At 57.1% G+C, this 18542-nt stretch carries 18 protein-coding genes; 7 read left to right on the top strand and 11 right to left on the bottom strand.

Going from position 1 to position 18542, the window contains the following annotated elements:
* The 7 genes from J2X72_RS09035 to J2X72_RS09005 all read left to right on the top strand — a co-directional run bounded on the left by J2X72_RS09035 (position 1) and on the right by J2X72_RS09005 (position 7972).
* The gene (locus tag J2X72_RS09035) at positions 1-1260 is read left to right on the top strand and encodes an ABC transporter substrate-binding protein (RefSeq protein WP_310070908.1); all 1260 of its coding nucleotides are present in this window, start codon (positions 1-3) and stop codon (positions 1258-1260) included.
* A 151-nt stretch (positions 1261-1411) separates the two neighbouring features.
* Positions 1412-2362 (top strand): carbohydrate ABC transporter permease, encoded by a 951-nt coding sequence (locus J2X72_RS09030; protein WP_271894788.1) that lies wholly within the window; start codon positions 1412-1414, stop codon positions 2360-2362.
* A gap of 10 nt (positions 2363-2372) precedes the next feature.
* Positions 2373-3212 carry a carbohydrate ABC transporter permease gene (locus J2X72_RS09025; protein WP_112531782.1) on the top strand — a complete coding sequence of 280 codons (840 nt, stop codon included), beginning with the start codon at positions 2373-2375 and terminating at the stop codon, positions 3210-3212.
* Positions 3212-4270 carry a Gfo/Idh/MocA family oxidoreductase gene (locus tag J2X72_RS09020; RefSeq protein ID WP_310071060.1) on the top strand — a complete coding sequence of 353 codons (1059 nt, stop codon included), beginning with the start codon at positions 3212-3214 and terminating at the stop codon, positions 4268-4270. The genes J2X72_RS09025 and J2X72_RS09020 overlap by 1 nt, the downstream gene beginning before the upstream one ends.
* Positions 4271-4298: 28 nt before the next feature.
* The gene (locus tag J2X72_RS09015) at positions 4299-5306 is read left to right on the top strand and encodes an ABC transporter ATP-binding protein (protein WP_210000157.1); all 1008 of its coding nucleotides are present in this window, start codon (positions 4299-4301) and stop codon (positions 5304-5306) included.
* A 213-nt stretch (positions 5307-5519) separates the two neighbouring features.
* The gene (gene mgrA, locus J2X72_RS09010) at positions 5520-6566 is read left to right on the top strand and encodes an L-glyceraldehyde 3-phosphate reductase (protein ID WP_310070899.1); all 1047 of its coding nucleotides are present in this window, start codon (positions 5520-5522) and stop codon (positions 6564-6566) included.
* An 83-nt stretch (positions 6567-6649) separates the two neighbouring features.
* Positions 6650-7972 carry a UDP-glucose/GDP-mannose dehydrogenase family protein gene (locus J2X72_RS09005; protein ID WP_310070896.1) on the top strand — a complete coding sequence of 441 codons (1323 nt, stop codon included), beginning with the start codon at positions 6650-6652 and terminating at the stop codon, positions 7970-7972.
* Positions 7973-8024: 52 nt separating this feature from the next.
* Here the strand turns inward: J2X72_RS09005 and J2X72_RS09000 are convergent, their stop codons facing one another.
* From J2X72_RS09000 to J2X72_RS08950, 11 genes are all read right to left on the bottom strand, one after another.
* Positions 8025-8684, bottom strand: a complete 660-nt coding sequence (locus J2X72_RS09000; RefSeq protein WP_310070893.1) for a hypothetical protein — start codon at positions 8682-8684, stop codon at positions 8025-8027.
* A gap of 126 nt (positions 8685-8810) precedes the next feature.
* Positions 8811-9467 carry a hypothetical protein gene (locus J2X72_RS08995; protein ID WP_310070890.1) on the bottom strand — a complete coding sequence of 219 codons (657 nt, stop codon included), beginning with the start codon at positions 9465-9467 and terminating at the stop codon, positions 8811-8813.
* 5 nt (positions 9468-9472) lie between these two features.
* The gene (locus J2X72_RS08990) at positions 9473-9670 is read right to left on the bottom strand and encodes a hypothetical protein (protein ID WP_310070887.1); all 198 of its coding nucleotides are present in this window, start codon (positions 9668-9670) and stop codon (positions 9473-9475) included.
* 54 nt (positions 9671-9724) lie between these two features.
* Positions 9725-10381: a hypothetical protein gene (locus tag J2X72_RS08985; protein WP_310070884.1), complete on the bottom strand. Its 657-nt coding sequence runs from the start codon at positions 10379-10381 to the stop codon at positions 9725-9727.
* Between the two features lie 5 nt (positions 10382-10386).
* The gene (locus J2X72_RS08980; RefSeq protein ID WP_310070882.1) at positions 10387-11511 is read right to left on the bottom strand and encodes a hypothetical protein; all 1125 of its coding nucleotides are present in this window, start codon (positions 11509-11511) and stop codon (positions 10387-10389) included.
* A gap of 80 nt (positions 11512-11591) precedes the next feature.
* Positions 11592-13277: a glycosyltransferase family 39 protein gene (locus J2X72_RS08975; RefSeq protein WP_310070879.1), complete on the bottom strand. Its 1686-nt coding sequence runs from the start codon at positions 13275-13277 to the stop codon at positions 11592-11594.
* A gap of 13 nt (positions 13278-13290) precedes the next feature.
* Positions 13291-13611 (bottom strand): lipid-A-disaccharide synthase N-terminal domain-containing protein, encoded by a 321-nt coding sequence (locus J2X72_RS08970; RefSeq protein ID WP_210000184.1) that lies wholly within the window; start codon positions 13609-13611, stop codon positions 13291-13293.
* Positions 13604-14335, bottom strand: coding sequence for a glycosyltransferase family 2 protein (locus tag J2X72_RS08965; protein ID WP_210000187.1), 732 nt, complete (start codon positions 14333-14335; stop codon positions 13604-13606). The genes J2X72_RS08970 and J2X72_RS08965 overlap by 8 nt, the downstream gene beginning before the upstream one ends.
* Before the next feature lie 103 nt (positions 14336-14438).
* Complete coding sequence (locus J2X72_RS08960) at positions 14439-16088, bottom strand: thiamine pyrophosphate-binding protein (RefSeq protein WP_310070874.1); 1650 nt, start codon at positions 16086-16088, stop codon at positions 14439-14441.
* Complete coding sequence (locus J2X72_RS08955) at positions 16085-17260, bottom strand: CaiB/BaiF CoA-transferase family protein (RefSeq protein ID WP_310070872.1); 1176 nt, start codon at positions 17258-17260, stop codon at positions 16085-16087. Before J2X72_RS08955 ends, J2X72_RS08960 begins: the two co-directional genes overlap by 4 nt.
* On the bottom strand, positions 17257-18210 hold the full coding sequence (locus tag J2X72_RS08950; protein WP_310070870.1) for an alpha/beta hydrolase: 954 nt from the start codon (positions 18208-18210) through the stop codon (positions 17257-17259). The genes J2X72_RS08955 and J2X72_RS08950 overlap by 4 nt, the downstream gene beginning before the upstream one ends.
* Between the last annotated feature and the right edge of the window lie 332 nt (positions 18211-18542).

Genomic DNA, 18542 nt, shown 5'->3' with positions numbered 1-18542 from the left:
ATGGGAAGCACGACTTTAAAAACATTGCTTATGGCGACAAGCATTCTGGCTACGGCCGGTTTTGCCCAAGCCGCCGATACCACGCTGACGCTGGAAAGCTGGCGTACCGACGATCTGGCCGTGTGGCAGGAAAAGCTCATTCCAGCTTTCGAAGCCAAAAACCCTGGGATCAAGGTGAAGTTCGCTCCGACGCCTCCAACGGAATATGATGCTGCGCTTGGTGCGCGCTTCGATGCGGGTAGCGCTGGCGACATTATTACCTGCCGTCCCTTCGACAAATCGCTGGAGCAGTTCAAGCGCGGCAATCTGGCGAGCCTGAACGACCTTCCGGGAATGAAGAACTTCTCGGATGTGGCAAAGTCCGCCTGGACGACCGATGATGGCAAGGACACGTTCTGCGTGCCGATGGCTTCGGTTATCCACGGCTTCATCTATAATAAGGATGCCTTTGACAAGCTTGGTATCGCGGTTCCCACCACGGAAGCCGAGTTTTTCGCCGCGCTCGACAAGATCAAGGCCGATGGCACCTATATTCCCATGGCCATGGGTACAAAGGATCTCTGGGAAGCCGCTACCATGGGTTACCAGAATATCGGACCGACCTACTGGAAGGGCGAAGAAGGCCGCGCCAAACTGATCAAGGGCGAAGAGAAGCTGACCGACCCTGATTGGGTCGAGCCCTACAAGGTTCTTCTCAAGTGGAAGGATTATCTCGGCGATGGTTTCGAAGCCCAGACCTATCCAGACAGCCAAAATCTGTTCACTCTCGGACGTGCTGCGATTTATCCGGCCGGTTCATGGGAAATCGGTCTGTTCAATACGCAGGCCCAGTTCAAGATGGGGGCATTCCCGCCGCCTGTGAAGAACGCCGGTGACACCTGCTACATTTCCGACCACAATGACATCGGTGTCGGGCTCAATGCCAAAAGCGGCCACCCTGAAGAAGCCAAGAAGTTTCTGGAATGGGTTGCTTCTCCGGAATTTGCAGAGATCTATGCCAACGCGCTGCCAGGCTTCTTCAGCTTGAACTCGACGCCGGTGAAGATGCAGGATCCGCTGGCGCAGGAATTCGTTTCATGGCGCGAGAAGTGCAAGCCGACGATCCGCTCGACCTACCAGATCCTGTCGCGCGGCACGCCAAACCTCGAGAACGAAACCTGGGTTGAATCGGCCAACGTCATCAATGGCACCGATACGCCGGAAGCTGCGGCCAAGAAGCTGCAGGATGGTCTCGACAGCTGGTACAAGCCTGCCAAGTAAGTGATTGATGGCCGGGACGTTCTCGTGATCGTCCCGGCTATTTCTTTATCCGGGCGCAAGGCACGCCGGTGCGCTATCATTACTAAAAAACGGCAGTCGCAGGCCGCTTTCCGTGCGACCAAAAATCACAAGCAGGGGTCTCAGTTTTTCAATGAGCACAGTCGCAGAAGTATCGATCGATCGAGCTGAGGACAGACACCGCCGGCGCTGGCACATTCTCGTGTTTTTGGCGCCCGCCTTGCTCGTCTATACGGCTGTGATGATCCTGCCGCTCATCGAAACGCTGCGGCTTTCCCTGTTCAATGTCAAAGATAACCAGAGCATCTTTGTCGGCTTCGGTAATTTCCAGGTGCTTTTCGGCGATCCGCGCTGGGCCGCCAGTTTCTGGAATGCGCTGCGCAACAACTTCGTTTTCTTCCTGATCCACATGCTGGTACAGAATCCCATCGGGGTGGCACTTGCCGCACTGCTGTCTGTCCCGAAGCTGCGCTTTGGGGCCTTCTATCGTACGGCGATGTTCCTGCCGACGCTTCTCTCCTTCGTGATCGTCGGCTTTATCTGGAAGCTCATCCTGTCACCAATATGGGGCGTTTCGCCTTTCCTGCTCGATCTGGTCGGGCTGAAATCGCTGTTTTCGCCCTGGCTCGGTAAACCGGGTAGTGCTCTGATCGCCGTGTCGCTCATCTCCGTCTGGCAGTATGTCGGCATCCCGATGATGCTGATCTATGCGGCAATGCTCAACATTCCCGAAGAAGTTCTTGAAGCAGCCGAATGCGATGGCGTGACCGGATGGAGCCAGTTCTGGAAGATCAAGCTGCCGCTGATCCTGCCATCCATCGGCATCATCTCGATTCTGACTTTCGTCGGCAATTTCAATGCGTTCGATCTGGTTTATACCGTGCAGGGTGCGCTAGCCGGACCCGACGGCGCGACGGATATTCTCGGCACTTTGCTTTACCGCACCTTCTTCGGTTTCCAGTTGCAGATCGGCGACAAATCCATGGGCGCGACGATCGCGACGGTGATGTTCCTCATCATCCTGTCAGGCGTCTGCCTCTACCTTTTCGCCATCCAGCGGCGTATGCGCCGCTACCAGTTCTAGGATCGAGAATATGGCAAAGCCAACTGCATCGCCCGTCCGCACCGGTCTCGTCCATCTGGCGCTCATCATCTATACGCTGATCGCGCTGTTTCCAGTATTCCTGACCGTCATCAATTCCTTCAAGGACCGGAGCTCGATCTTCCGTGATCCACTGGGTCTGCCAACGCCATCTACATTCAGCCTCATCGGCTATCAGACCGTTCTCGGACAGGGCGATTTTGTTCTTTATTTTCAAAACAGCTTCATCGTTACCGGTGTTTCGATTTTCTTCGTTCTGCTATTTGGCGCAATGGCGGCCTTTGCGCTGTCGGAATATCGCTTCCGCGGCAATACGCTGATGGGACTTTACCTAGCGCTCGGCATCATGATTCCGATCCGCCTGGGAACGGTGGCCATCTTGCAGGGCATGGTTGCTGCGGGACTGGTCAACACGCTCACCGCGCTCATTCTGGTTTACACAGCGCAGGGTCTGCCGCTCGCGGTCTTCATTCTCACTGAATTCATGCAAACCGTTTCGGATGATCTGAAGAATGCAGGGCGTATCGATGGGCTGTCGGAATATTCGATCTTCTTCCGCCTCGTGCTGCCGCTGGTGAGGCCGGCGATGGCAACAGTTGCCGTCTTCACAATGATCCCGATCTGGAACGATCTGTGGTTCCCGCTTATCCTTGCCCCGAGCGATGCCACCAAGACCGTGACGCTCGGCTCGCAGGTGTTCATCGGACAATTCGTCACTAACTGGAATGCGGTGCTCGCCGCGCTGACCCTGGCTATCGTTCCGGTCCTCGTTCTTTATCTTATCTTCTCGCGGCAGTTGATCCGCGGCATCACTTCCGGAGCAGTCAAATGATGGCACAAAAGCCAGTGCGGGTTCTTGTGGCAGGGCTCGGCAATATGGGCCGCAGCCATGCGCTGGCCTATCACCACAATCCCGGTTTCGAGATCGTCGGGCTGGTCAATCGCTCTATCGTGCCCTTGCCGGAAGAGCTCAGTGCCTACACAATCCATCCTTCCTTCGACGAGGCACTCGCTGAGTTGAAGCCCGACCTCGTTTCCATCAATACTTATTCGGACAGTCATGCTGATTATGCGATTGCCGCCATGGAAGCGGGCGCGGATGTCTTCGTCGAAAAGCCGTTGGCCACGACCGTAGCCGATGCGGAGCGGGTTGTTGCTGCCGCCAGGAAGCATGGGCGCAAGCTCGTGATAGGCTATATCCTGCGTCACCATCCGTCATGGATCCGGCTGATCGGAGAAGCCCGCAAGCTGGGCGGTCCTTACGTTTTCCGCATGAACCTCAATCAGCAGTCGAGCGGCCAGACATGGGAGACCCACAAGTCGTTGATGAAGACCACGTCGCCAATCGTCGATTGCGGCGTTCACTACCTTGATGTCATGCTGCAGATCACCGACGCCAAGCCGGTTCAGGTGCGTGGTATGGGCGTGCGTCTCTCCGATGAAATCGACCCGGACATGTACAATTATGGACACCTGCAAGTGCTGTTCGACGACAAAACCGTCGGCTGGTATGAGGCCGGTTGGGGTCCGATGATGTCGGAGACTGCCTTCTTCGTTAAAGATGTGATTTCGCCGAATGGTTGCGTCTCGATCGTCATGGACCAGAACGCCAAATCGGATGACATCGATTCACACACCAAAACTTCGACCATTCGTCTGCACTCGGCAAAGATTGGACCGGATGGCCGCTTCGCAAAGCCCGACGAGCTTTTGAGCATGGCCGGCGAACCTGGACATCAGGAACTCTGCGATCTGGAGCAGGCGTTTGTTCTCAAGGCTATCCGCGAAGACCTCGACCTTGACCGCCACATGCAGGACGCCGTGCGTTCGCTCAGCGTCTGCCTGGCCGCAGATGAAAGCGTGCGGACGGGTCAACCAGTTAATCTATGAATTTGAATCAAGAAACGGGAACAAGACATTGGGTTCTTTGAAAATTGAAAATATCCGTAAGTCCTTCGGTCAGGTCGACGTGTTGAAAGGCATCGACCTTGAGGTCAAGGATGGCGAGTTCGTGATTTTTGTCGGACCGTCCGGTTGCGGCAAATCCACCTTGCTGCGGGTGATCGCGGGACTCGAGGATGCAACGTCGGGTGAAATCCTGATCGACGGCAAGAAGGTCAACAATACGCCGCCTGCGAAACGCGGCATTGCCATGGTGTTCCAGACCTATGCGCTCTATCCGCATCTTTCAGTTCGCGACAATATGGGTCTCGGCTTGAAGCAGGCGGGAAAACCTGCCGATGAGATCAAGGAACGCACCAGGATCGCCTCGAACATGCTGTCGCTCGGTGATTACCTCGACCGCCGCCCGGCGGAGCTGTCCGGGGGCCAGCGCCAGCGTGTCGCCATTGGCCGCGCCATCGTACGCGAACCGCAGCTTTTCCTTTTCGACGAGCCTCTGTCGAATCTCGATGCTGCGCTGCGTGTCAATACACGCATCGAGATCGCGCGTCTGCACCGGCAACTCAAAGCAACCATGATCTATGTGACACATGATCAGGTCGAGGCGATGACTCTTGCCGACAAGATCGTGGTGCTGAACCAAGGCAGGATTGAACAGGTCGGCTCACCCATGGAGCTCTACAATTCACCGCAGACCGTCTTTGTCGCCGGGTTTATCGGGTCGCCACAAATGAACCTGATCGACGCAACCAAGCTCGGCCAGGGTGGCGCGAAGACTATCGGCATCCGCCCGGAACACATCCAGGTCAGCAAATCATCGGGCGAATGGAAGGGCTCGGTGATCCACGTCGAACATCTTGGCGCGGATACGATCATTTACCTCCAGACTGATTTTGGCCCGCTGACCGTTCGCCTCTTCGGCGAGCACAATTACGATGTGGACGGGGTGCTCTACGCCACGCCGGATGCAGGGCGAACATATCGTTTTGACAATGACGGAAAGATCATCAGGGCTAGTTCGTAAACGCGTAAATCTGGTAGAAATGGCGCCTGAAACGGCAAGAATATGCGAGGAGAAAGCCGCTCGGGATATATTGCTCACGTCGCTCTGGAAAATTGAGATTACAGAACAACCGCTATTCATGTCATGACATCACCATGCGTATGGGGCATAGTCCGGCGCGCGTGGAGTCGCCTCCCGCGGTAATAATGTATGGATGAGAGCAGGACGAACACCATGAGCTGGACACCGGACTCCAAGCGCTACGACACCATGAAATACAACCGTTGCGGCAGGAGCGGACTCAAGCTGCCGGCCATTTCTCTTGGGCTTTGGCACAATTTTGGCAACGACACCCCGCACAACGTCAAGCAGGCAATCTGCCGTCAGGCCTTTGACCTCGGCATCACGCATTTCGATCTTGCCAATAATTATGGTCCGCCTCCCGGTTCTGCCGAAGAAGCATTCGGCGACATTCTACGTAATGACTTCAAGGGTTATCGCGACGAGCTGATCATTTCGTCCAAGGCGGGCTACAACATGTGGCCCGGGCCTTATGGCGAATGGGGCAGCCGCAAATATGTTATCGCCAGTTGCGATCAGAGCTTGAAGCGGCTGGGCCTCGACTATGTCGACATCTTCTATTCGCATCGTTTTGATCCCGATACGCCGCTCGAAGAAACGATGATGGCGCTGGATCAAATCGTTCGGTCCGGCCGGGCCCAGTATATTGGCATTTCATCCTACAACTCCCACCGCACGCGCGAGGCGGCAGCCATTCTCGAAGAGCTTGGCACGCCATGCCTCATCCATCAGCCAAGTTACTCGATGATCAATCGCTGGATCGAGGAAGACGGATTGATCGACGCGCTGGAAGATCTCGGTATCGGTTCCATCGTATTCTCGCCATTGGCGCAAGGAATGCTGACCGACAAATATCTCAAGGGTGTGCCAGAAGAGAGCCGTGCGGCACAGGGCAAGTCGCTCAATCCGGATTTTCTCAACGAGCGCAACATCGACAACATTCGTGCACTCAATGAGATCGCTTCCAAACGCGGTCAGACACTCGCGCAAATGGCAATCGCGTGGGTTCTCAGGAAGGGCCGCATCACCACCGCGCTGATTGGGGCCAGCAAGCCACAGCAGGTAGTCGATTGCGTCAAGTCGCTTGAAAATCTCGCATTCACAGATGCCGAGCTTGCCGAGATCGATAGTTATGCAACCGATGCGAACGTCAATCTTTGGGCTGCCTCGGCTGAACGCAAGGGGCCGTCACGCAAGTAAAGCGTCCTCGAAGCAACCTTGAAATTGGTATGGCGGGGTTAAATATGCGAAACATCCCGCCAAGATAAGGATTGGACCGTTCAATGAAGATTGCGATGATCGGAACCGGGTATGTCGGTCTGGTGTCGGGTGTCTGCTTTGCCGAATTTGGCTTTCAGGTCACCTGTGTCGATAAAAACCCGGCGATCATCGACCGGTTGCAGGCTGGCGAGGTCACGATCTACGAACCAGGCCTTGATGAGCTGCTGGTGCGCAATGCGCGCGACGGGCGCCTGACGTTCACGACGGAACTTGCAGAGACCGTTGCCGATGCGGACGTTATCTTTGTTGCGGTGGGTACGCCCTCGAGGCGCGGCGATGGTGAAGCCGACCTGCAATATATTCACGCGGCTGCCGATGAAATCGCTGCGGCAATGAAGCCGAACGCTGTCATCGTCATCAAATCGACTGTGGTCGTTGGCACCAACGCCGATGTGCGTGCGCGCATCGCCAAAGCACGGCCCGGCGTGCCGTTCTCCATGGTCTCCAATCCGGAGTTCCTGCGCGAAGGTTCGGCCGTCGTTGACTTCCTGCGGCCAGACCGCGTCGTGGTCGGCGTTCATGATGATGCCGGTGCAGCAGCCATGAAGCGCGTCTATCGTCCGCTCTATCTGCGCGAAACGCCGATGATCGTCACGACGCTGGAAAATGCCGAGATCATCAAATATGCGGCCAACGCCTTTCTGGCCATGAAGGTCACGTTCATCAACGAGGTGGCTGACCTGTGCGAAAAAGCCGGAGGGAACGTCCAGGACGTGGCGCGGGCCATCGGTATGGACAACCGCATTGGATCGAAATTCCTGCATGCGGGGCCGGGATTTGGGGGGTCATGTTTCCCCAAGGATACACGCGCCTATGCGGCGACCGGACGCAAGGTCAATGCACCCCAAACCCTTATCGAGCAGGTCGTCAGTGTCAATGAACAGCGCAAGCGTTCCATGGCGGAGCGTGTGATCGACGCAGCGAGGCGCACCGGCGCGAAATCCGTTGCCGTGCTTGGCATTGCCTTCAAGCCCAACACGGACGACATTCGCGAGTCTCCGGCGCTCGACATTATTCCTGCCCTGCAGAAGGCCGGATTGAGCGTGCGAGCGCATGATCCTGAGGCACGCGAGGCAGCGGAATCGGTCCTGCAAGACGTCACCTGGTGCAAGTCTGCCTACGAAGCAGTCGACGGGGCAGGGATCACACTGTTGCTGACCGAATGGAATGTCTACCGAGCGCTCGACCTCAAGCGGGTTTCTACGCTGATGAGCGGCAATCTCCTGTTCGATCTGCGCAATGTCTTCAATGCGCAAGACCTTGAAGGCTCCGGTCTCGAATACCATTCTGTGGGACGGCCGCTGGTCGGGCGCACCGAGGTCTAGTCCGCTCTTGCCTTGAACGCGGAATTCGGTTCCGCGGGCTGGAATGCAAGAGTCAGCGGCGCCCCTCCAGTTCGAGGGGAAACGGCGTGCGCTGCCAGATTTTTTCGATCTTGCACCATTTGACCGTAGCCTCCTCCCATTCGTGCAATATCCGCACCACTTCGGCGCGGTCTCCGGCAAGCAGCGCTTGATGGAACCGGGGTTCTCGCTGGTTGAAGTCGTACAGAACGTCCGGATAGTTTTTGAGATTGTTGATGGCGAGCTCGAAATCCCCTTCGAGGACTGGCATCAGCACTTCGCATTCTTTGATGGCGTAGGTCTCCGGCCAAAAGCCCCCTATGCCTCGAACGTAGTCGTAGTAGTCTTGGAGGGTGGTTATGCCGGTGAAGGCGGTCAATATCTCGTCGACTGTCTCGACCAGCTGCGTCATGGATTCCGGCCTTGTGATATCCCAATAGGCTGTGGAGGTGCCATCCTCAAGCTTCTCCCTGAGGCGATCGCCCGCCCCACGATGGCCTCCGCGGGGAACGAGGAGCTGAATTGATGTTTCCACGAGAAAGGATTTGGGGTTGAAGCCGCTTGCCCCAAGATAAACGCCGCGCAGCAGGTGGTGAACCGGCTTGATAAAAACGAAGCGGCCAATCAGAACGAGTTCCGGGCGGCGTTGGAGCAAAGGCCGTAGGAGATTGCGTACATCCTTGATGGTGGTCATTCGTCTTAGTTCCTTCGAATGGAGCCGGCCGACGGCCTGATTTCGATGAAGAAGTACTGCTTGAAGGCCCAACGCGTCTCTCGCGCGTTCCGGAATGTCATCGACGGCACCTCGTATAGAGGTTGGCTAGCTGTCGCGCAGCTCCAATGGAAACGGCGTGCGCTGCCAGATTTTTTCGATCTTGCATCTCTTGACCGTAGCCTCCTCCCATTCGTGCAATATCCGCACCACTTCGGCGTGGTCTCCAGCAAGCAGCGCTTGATGGAACCTGGGTTCTCGCTGGTTCAAGTCGTACAGAACGTCCGGATAGTTTTTGAGAGTGTTGATGGCGAGCTCGAAATCGCCTTCGAGGACTGGCATCAGCACTTCGCATTCTTTGATGGCGTAGGTCTCCGGCCAAAAGCCCCCTATGCCTCGAACGTAGTCGTAGTAGTCTTCGAGGGTGGTTATGCCGGTGAAAGCGGTCAATATCTCGTCGACTGTCTCGACCAGCTGCGTCATGGATTCCGGCCTTGTGATATCCCAATAGGCTGTGGAGGTGCCATCCTCAAGCTTCTCCCTGAGGCGATCGCCCGCCCCCCGATGGCCTCCATCGGGAACGAGGAGCTGGATGGTTCTTCGGGCGCGGAAGGATTTGGGGTTGAAGCCACTTCCCCCAACATAAACGCCGCGCAGCAGGTGGTAAACCGGCTTGATAAAAACGAAGCGGCCGATCAGAACGAGTTCCGGGCGGCGTTCAAGCATAGGCCGTAGGAGATTGCGTACATCCTTGATGGTGGTCACTCGTCTTAATCCCTTCGAATGGAGCCGGCCGACGGCCTGATTTCGATGAAGAAATACTGCTTGAAGGCCCTTAATCTCTCGCTCTTCGCGCTCGAAAACGCAAAATCCGCTATGCGCTTGGTACCAAGCCCTTTGATGCCGGTCTTGAAATCATAGATGCAGGCCGTATCGGCATCCACCGGCTCGACCACATCCACACCCAACGTGTCTCTCGCCCGTTCCGGAATGTCATCGACGGCACCTCGTATAGAGCTTGGCTAGCTGTCGCGCAGCTCCAATGGAAACGGCGTGCGCTGCCAGATTTTTTCGATCTTGCATCTCTTGACCGTAGCCTCCTCCCATTCGTGCAATATCCGCACCACTTCGGCGTGGTCTCCAGCAAGCAGCGCTTGATGGAACCGGGGTTCTCGCTGGTTCAAGTCGTACAGAACGTCCGGATAGTTTTTGAGAATGTCGATGGCGAGCTCGAAATCGCCTTCGAGGACTGGCATCAGCACTTCGCATTCTTTGATGGCGTAGGTCTCCGGCCAAAAGCCCCCTATGCCTCGAACGTAGTCGTAGTAGTCTTCGAGGGTGGTTATGCCGGTGAAAGCGGTCAATATCTCGTCGACTGTCTCGACCAGCTGCGTCATGGATTCCGGCCTTGTGATATCCCAATAGGCTGTGGAGGTGCCATCCTCAAGCTTCTCCCTGAGGCGATCGCCCGCCCCCCGATGGCCTCCGCGGGGAACGAGGAGCTGGACGGTTCTTCGGGCGCGGAAGGCCTTGGGGTTGAAGCCGCTTCCCCCAACATAAACGCCGCGCAGCAGGTGGTGAACCGGCTTGATAAAAACGAAGCGGCCAATCAGAACGAGTTCCGGGCGGCGTTCGAGCAAAGGCCGTAGGAGATTGCGTACATCCTTGATGGTCGTCATTCCTCTTAGTCTCTTCGAATGGAGCCGGCCGACGGCTTGATTTCGATGAAGAAGTACTGCTTGAAGGCCCCTAATTTTTTGCTCTTCGCGCTGGAAAACGCAAAGTCCGCTATGCGCTTGGTACGAAGGCCTTCGATACCGGTCTTGAAATCGTAGATGCAGGCCGTATCGGCATCGACCGGCTCGACCACATCCAGGCCCAATGTGTCTTTCGCGCGTTCCGGAATCTCATCAATCGCATAATATTCATCTGGCATGCCCTCCATGGGCCTCATTAAATAGAGCTCTGCGAAGAGGCGGCCCCTCCAAACGTTTTCGACCTCATCTGCCGCGCGTAAATGGTATTGAATACCGTAATTCTGCGGTGAGCCGTATGACGAGACCGGCCCCATCGAATAGGCCACCCTATCCGCCAAAGCTTGTACATCGAGATACTCGGGGCAGAACTGTTTGATCGTTTCCTTGTCCACCTCCCGAACACTCGCCCATAGCTTCGTGTTCGACCGATCCTCGTCCCTGATAAACTGTTTCGCCCGCATGCCCAGCAGCGGCACGACATAAGGGTCGTCGGTGCTGGCGATGGCGTTGTACTGCTTCACCGCCTCGTCGAGAGGATATTCGATCTCCGGAGCCTTCAGAGCGGACATCAGTGCGGTGACGGTGCCGATGACCGGATTGAGGCGGCGAAAAGCTCCAAGTTCCGGAAGTTCGTGCTCGGTCACCTCCCAAGCCCGTTTTGCCGCGCCAAGCCAATTGGTCGATCGGGAGGTCCCTGCCGCGGCTGCCGCTGCCGGACTGGCGGCCGGGCTACTTCCACGCCGCCTCTCTTGCGCGAGCCAGGCTCGGCCATTGCCGGAACCTGTTCCGCTGGCGCCGGTCCACTGACCGCCGTCCGCACTGCCCGCCGGTACCCGCGGTTGGTTCGGATCGAATTTGCACGAGAGGTCCAATGTCTCCCAAACCTCGACTTGGCTAAGAAGCAGCTCACGTTCCTGCCAAAGTCGTGCGAGGTGGGCTTTTTGTTCCTCCCGAGATGCCCGACGTTTTGGTTGTCTCATCTGGGCATCGTTGGCGCGCAATTGCCAAAGCAGATGGTGATATTCGGGATGGTCTTTGGAAAATTGATGCATGAATATGGTCCTTCATTAGAGGACAATATTCCTACGGCGAAACGGAACCGTCAATTCGACATTAGTCGCAAGTCAATCGATTATTGCGCGGCTTTGTACAGCGTAATGGTCGTTTTACGGCCTTTGCTGTAGTTGATGCCGCTGATAGTAGCGAGTGCGGCAATCGACTTTTCGCCCTGCGGCAGAGCCTCGATGAAAGCGTCGTGTTCCCGTTCATCAACGGCTGAGATTGCGCAAGCCGGATCGTCGGTGAGGTGCTTGGCTGCCCCTGCGCCGTCGGTTAGGACCGTCTTCGTACCGGCAAGAAACACCAGGCTTGGCTCGGCATAGCTGGCAGAAGCCAATACGCTGCCGTCGCAGGGCTTGGCGGCATTGAACGCATTGGCAATGGCCGGGCTGAGCCAGATCGGCGTCAGTGCCGGAACGACGCCCCATGTAAGCAGTGTGAGCGTAATAATCGCAAAGGTTGCAGAGGCTTGCAGTGCACGCTTGAGATTATGATTCAATACCAGACCGCTGGCAAAGACACCGGCGGCGGCTGCGGTAAAGAAGGCAATGATCCCCGGAAACGAGAATGATCCGGTCAGGACGTAGGGAAGGACAAGCCCAGCGCCCATGAAGCCGAGTGTCGCAGCGGCAAGGCCAAGCAGCGTCAGCCGCTCGACCCAGATTTGCCAGCGGCCGCGATAGGGCTGGGCGGCGATGCCCGTGTCGATGGCCCAAGCCATCATCAACAGCAGGGCCGGGTAGGCGGGAAGGATATAGTGGGGCAACTTCGTCGGGATGAGCTCGGTTACCAGCCAGAACGGGATGTACCAGGCAATCAGGAAAGCAAGGCGCGGATCCTCGCGCAGCCGGCTCAGCGCCTGCAGACCGCCTCGAATGGCGAGCACGGCAAACGGCCACATGAACACGACGAAGATCAGGGCGAAATAGCCTGGCGGCGCGCCGTGGCTTTCCTGCGCATCGCCAACCTTCGACAGGAAATCCTTGTTGACCGATTCGTTGAAGAACGCACCGCCGCTTTTCAGCGTGATCAGAATGAGCCAGGGCAGCACGATTGCCAGCAGGACGAGGATACCACTTAATGGCTTGAGGCGTTTCAGCCATCGCCACTCGCGGTAGAAAAGGCTGAGAGAGCCCATCGTCAAAAGACTGACAAATGGAGTGATCGGGCCCTTGATGAGAACGCCGGCTGCCGTTGCCACCCAGAAGATCACTGCTGGTGCCCATTTGGCTGCAGCCTGTTTGCGGCTTGCCATCCAGATCGAGGCAAGCGCACCTTGCGCGATGACGACTGTCGCCAGCACCGTCGCATCGGTCTTTGCCACGCGCGCCTCGAAACCGAGCATAACGATCGATGCAAGGGCGATGCCGGCCATGAGGCCGGCGCTTTGACCAAAAAGGAATGCCCCCAAAGCAGCCGTGCCGAGCACAGCAATCGTAGCGCCGGCCACGGAGACTAACCGATAGACCCATGCCGGTGCATCGTTATTGTAGCCTGTGAGCTTGAGCGCGGCGCTCTGCAGCCAGTAAATGCCAACCGGCTTCTTGTAGCGTGATGCGTCTTGAAAGCGGATATCGACATAATCGCCGCTCTCAGCCATTTGGTGCGTCGCCTGCATGTATCGCGCTTCATCGCGGTCCAACGGGGGTATCGAAGCGATGCCGGGTACGAAGGAGACGAGGCAGATGAACACCAGCAGTAAGTAGTGGCTGGCGCGAAGTTTTGTGCCGCCGCCGGGAGCCAGGTCCGAAGAGGTCATCAACATCCCTCGCTCACGTGTCCAGCGTCATCGCCTTCTTCTCATTAGCGATCAGCCAGAGATTGCGAATATAGACGATCAGCCCCAAGCCCTGACCAGCAATGAACACCGGATCCTTGCGCACGACTGCGTAGACAAAAAGCAGCACACCGCCGAACAGCGAAAAGAACCAGAATGTCACCGGTACGACACTGCGTTTGGCGCGTTCAGAGGCAATCCACTGCACGACGAAACGCATGGTGAAACAGCCCTGCGCAAAAAAGCCCAGCAGGATCCAGGCGTCGAATTGGGCCACGAAAACCGAGTGCAGCCAATTGGTAATAGAATCAGCCATGACTGATCTCCGTAATCGTTGGAACGGTCTTGCGGCGTTTGCGCAACCACCAGACGCCATAAAGGTCGAGGATACCGCGCAGACCGCGGTCGAGAATACCGTAGTTCGATTTGCCGTGACGGCGTTCGCGATCGAGGACATCGACATGCACGACGCCGTAGCCTTCACGGATCACCAATGCAGGCAGATAACGATGCCAGCCATCGAAGAAAGGCAATTCGCGGAAAAGCTGGGTGTGGATTGCCTTAAGGCCGCAACCACTGTCGCGGGTATTGTCCTTAAGGATCGCGCTGCGCAGCTTGTTGGCATATTTCGATGCAAACTGCTTCAGTTTCGTGTCGGTACGCTTCAGGCGTTGCCCGGCTGCGATCCCGATTGCCGGACCGGCCTGCAGCAGTGCATCGGCGAGCTGCGGCAGATAGGCAGGGTTGTTCTGCCCGTCGCCATCCATGGTGACCACGACCTTGCCCCTTGCCGCAAATACGCCTGAGCGAACGGCTGCACTTTGCCCCGCTGACTTGTCGTGACGAATATGGCGCAGAGGCTTCCCGGCCTTGATCCGCTCGCCCAATGCTTCACCCGTCAGGTCGGTAGAGCCATCGTCGACCACGATCACTTCGTAGCTGCGGCCTTCCATGGCTGCATCCACTTCATCGAGGAGAAAGGCTAGATTGGCGGCCTCGTTGCGGCACGGAATGACGATCGTAATTGCCGGATTGCTCAAGTTGCAAGCTTTCGTAGTGGGACTTCAGGCGGGCTCCATAACATCGAAAGCGCCGCCGTGCCATCCTCATTTGCATTACGAAGCCGGAATGGTCACTTGTCGTTCAACGCTTGTTGCGAATGTCGGAGAGCGACTTTGCCGGTGTAATCGCTTCGGGATCAAGGCGGATCTCGATGATTGCCGGTCTGCCGCTTTCCACGGCTCGTTGCCACGCTCCTTCGAACGCCTCGGTTGCGTCCACTGTCTCTCCATGCCCGCCATAGGCACGCGCCAGCATGGCAAAATCCGGGTTGGTGAGATCTGTTGCGGATACTCGCCCAGGATATTCGCGTTCCTGATGCATGCGGATCGTCCCGTAGATGTTGTTGTTGATGACGAGGACAATGATCGGCAAGTCATACTTCACCGCTGTTGCAAAATCCTGGCCGTTCATCAGGAAGCATCCGTCGCCCGCAAAGCAGACGACCATACGCTCCGGATAAAGCTGCTTGGCTGCAATCGCGGCTGGGAGCCCATAACCCATGGAGCCCGACGTCGGCGCCGCCTGTGTGCCAAAGCGGCGGAATCGATGGAAGCGATGCAGCCATGTGGCATAGTTGCCTGCGCCATTGGTCATGATAGCATCCTCAGGCAGCACGCTCTCAAGATAGGACATGATTGGTCCCATCGCGACCTTGCCTGGTCCGGTCTTCGGCGGTGTCGACCAGGCAAGATAGGACTTATGCGCAATGTCGGCTTCGCCCGGCCAGTTGATGTGGGATGGCGGGGCGAGGTGCTCAACGGCTTCAGCAAAAGCGTCGGGCGCTGAGTTGATGGCGAGGCTTGGGCGATAGACTCGTCCGAGCTCACCCGCGTCGGGATGCACATGGATCAGCATCTGCTTGGGGTAGGGACTGTCCATCAACGTGTATCCCGAGGAGGGCATCTCACCAAAACGCCCGCCGACGAGCAGCAACACATCAGCGTCTTTCACGCGCGCCGCCAAAGCCGGATTGATCCCGATCCCGACATCGCCAGCATAATTCGGATGCAGATGATCGAATAGCATCTGCCGGCGGAAAGAACAGCCAACGGGCAGGTGCCATTTTTCTGCAAAACGTGTGATTGACTGAACGGCATTTTCATCCCAGCGCGACCCGCCCAGGATCATGAACGGCTGTTTTGCACCCTGAAGAAGATCGGCGAGCTTTTCGATACTAGCCGGAGAGGGCCCCGTCTCGACCGGTTGCCAGCCCTGAGCCGCCACTGCTTCGACCTCGTCCGTCAGCATGTCTTCCGGCAAGGCCAGTACGACAGGCCCAGGACGGCCCGACGTTGCGACTGAGAAGGCGCGCGTGACGAATTCCGGAATGCGCCGCGCATCGTCGATTTCTGCCACCCATTTCGCTGTATCGGCAAAGAATCGGCGGTATTCGACTTCCTGAAAGGCCTCGCGCTCACGTGCGTCGCGTTGCACCTGGCCAATAAAAAGGATCAGTGGCGTTGAATCCTGCTTGGCGATGTGGATTCCAGGGGAGGCATTGGTTGCCCCCGGACCCCGTGTGACAAAGCAGATGCCTGGCTTGCCTGTGAGCTTTCCCCAGGCATCAGCCATCATCGTCGCACCGCCCTCGGCCCGGCAAACGGTGACTCCTATCTGTGCGTCGTAGAGCGCGTCGAGCACGGAAAGATAGCTCTCACCCGGCACGCAAAACAACCGCTCGACACCATTCGCCGCCAAAGCCTCGACAATCAATTCACCGCCCGTTTTCATTTGGATACGTCCTTCAGTTCTTCAAGAATTTCGGCGCTGTGCTCGCCAAGACGTGGCGAAGGCCGTTGATAGCAAAGCGGGCTTCTGGACAGGACGATGGGCGTGCGCACCGAGGGAATAGTGCTGCCATGGCCGTCCTCGAGGTCAAGCCGCAATTGCCGCGACACGATCTGAGGATCGTTGAACATCTCGCCGATCTGGTTGATCGGGCCAGCGGGAACAGCATTTCGGGAACAGGCGTCAAGCAATTCGGCGCGGGTACGTTTCTGCGTTTCAGCCCGGATCAGGGCCGTCAGTTCGATGCGATTTTCCAGTCGTGCCCGATTGGTCAGGAAGCGAGGATCGCTGGCGAGATTTTCAAGCCCGACAAGGCTGCAGAACCGGGCGAACTGCCCGTCATTGCCGACGGCGAGAATCATGTGACCATCGGATGTCGGCACAACTTCGTACGGCGAAATATTCGGATGCGCGTTGCCCATGCGGTGCGGGCTCTTGCCCGTTGCGAGATAGTTCATCGCCTGGTTGGCCATGACAGCGGATTGCACATCGAACAGGGCCATATCGATCATCTGGCCTTCGCCTGTCTTCGTGGCATGGGCCAGCGCTGCCTGAATGGCGATGACGGAATAGAGCCCGGTGAAGACATCGGCGACTGCGAGGCCAACCTTTTGCGGCTCGCCGTCGGGTTCGCCGGTAACCGACATCAGCCCGGACATGCCCTGAATGATGAAATCATAGCCCGCCTGAGCGGCGTACGGACCGTCCTGACCAAAGCCTGTGATCGAACAATAGACGAGGCGCGGATTGTCAGCGCTCAGAGATGCATAGTCGAGGCCGTACTTCTTCAGGCCGCCTACCTTGAAATTCTCGAGCACGACATCTGCGGTACGGCACAGTGCCTTGACCGTCTCCTGCCCCTCGCTGGTCGTAAAGTCGATGATGATCGAACGCTTGCCGCGGTTGCATGCGTGAAAATAGGCGGCGGAGAGGCTTTCGCCCTCGCTGCTGGTGATGAACGGCGGTCCCCATCCACGCGTTTCGTCACCTCCGGCGGGGTTCTCCACCTTGATGACATCGGCGCCAAGGTCGGCAAGAACCTGTCCGGCCCATGGCCCGGCCAGAACGCGAGCGAGTTCGATGACGCGTACACCTTTGAGAGGAGCATCAGTCATGCTTCAAGCACTCTCGTTCGTTTCGAAACGGTTTGTGTGGCCCAATCCGCGAAATCTCGCATGATTACCTCCCTGTTGATCTCGTTGAGGCCTTCGTGCCGCGTACCCTCGTAGATCTTCGTTGTGACATTGGAAAATCCAAGCTGTTTCATTCTGCGATAGAGGTCCCTGACAGCTTTGCCCTTTTCAGTGGCCGGATCTTCGGCACCGCCGACGAGATTGAAGGGTAAGTCGCGAGGGACGTTGGCCAGCAATGAATTATCTGCACCGGTGAAGATGAGGTCGAAAATATCGCGCCACATACTCACCGTCGGGTTCCAGCCCGACAATGGGTCGGCAAGATAGGCATCTACTTCGTCAGGGTCGCGCGATAACCAGTCGGAGGCCGTACGGGCGTTGGCAACGTTGCGGCCCCACTGCTGAAAGGTGAATTTCGGTAGCACCATGCTTGGAACGTCCGATCCCAAAAACATGCGCTCGGCACGCAGGACACCTTGCGCGACCCGGCCGAGAAGTCCAGCAGAGAAATTGGCATTCCAGATCGCCGCAGCGTCCACTCTACCCGGATGCTTCAGCACGTAGTTCAGTGCAATCAATCCGCCGAGCGAGTGGCCGAACAGAATCATGGGGAGGTGAGGATGACGCTGGCGGGCAAGACCGTTGATGGCATCGACATCGTCCAGAACGTGCATAACCCCGTCGCTTTCCGCAAATCGTCCAACCGGGGCTCCGGGTGCTTTGGTACGTCCGTGCCCGCGATGATCGTGAGCATAGACGTGAAAACCTTGTCCGTTCAAGAATTGGGCAAACCGCGCATAGCGCAGGGAATGTTCACTGACGCCGTGACTGATCTGGACGGTAGCGTGGGTTTGACCTTCGGCCGCGGAAAACCGCATCGCAAGTTGTGCCCCTGTCGCGCTTGCAATTGTTTCTACGTCCTCGAAGGCCATTCTGTGCTCCCGCCGCCAGTTGAAGTGGTGGCGCAGGAATAGTCAATGCGCAATAAATTCCGATAGAATCCGCTTAATTTTTTTCGATCCTGCACAATAAATAATCACGACAAACTCTATGCAATTTTATTTTGCAAAGCCTCTTGCAATCGATAAAAACTTGCCTCAGAACTTCACTCGAAAGAGATCGAATGTGCGATCGTTGCAACCGCAACAATGAAACGCACACGGTCTGCCAGTTACATGGCCGTTCAGGGGAGAAGAGGACGCTCCCCGAATGCGGCACCAGAGGGGAAACCGGGTGACGGAAATATCCGCGCCCGGTTTCGCTC

The organism is Phyllobacterium sp. 1468 (assembly GCF_031455525.1).
Taxonomy (GTDB): Bacteria; Pseudomonadota; Alphaproteobacteria; order Rhizobiales; family Rhizobiaceae; genus Phyllobacterium.
Note: the sequence above shows the minus strand (reverse complement) of the source record. Positions and strands in the feature narration are given on the sequence as shown.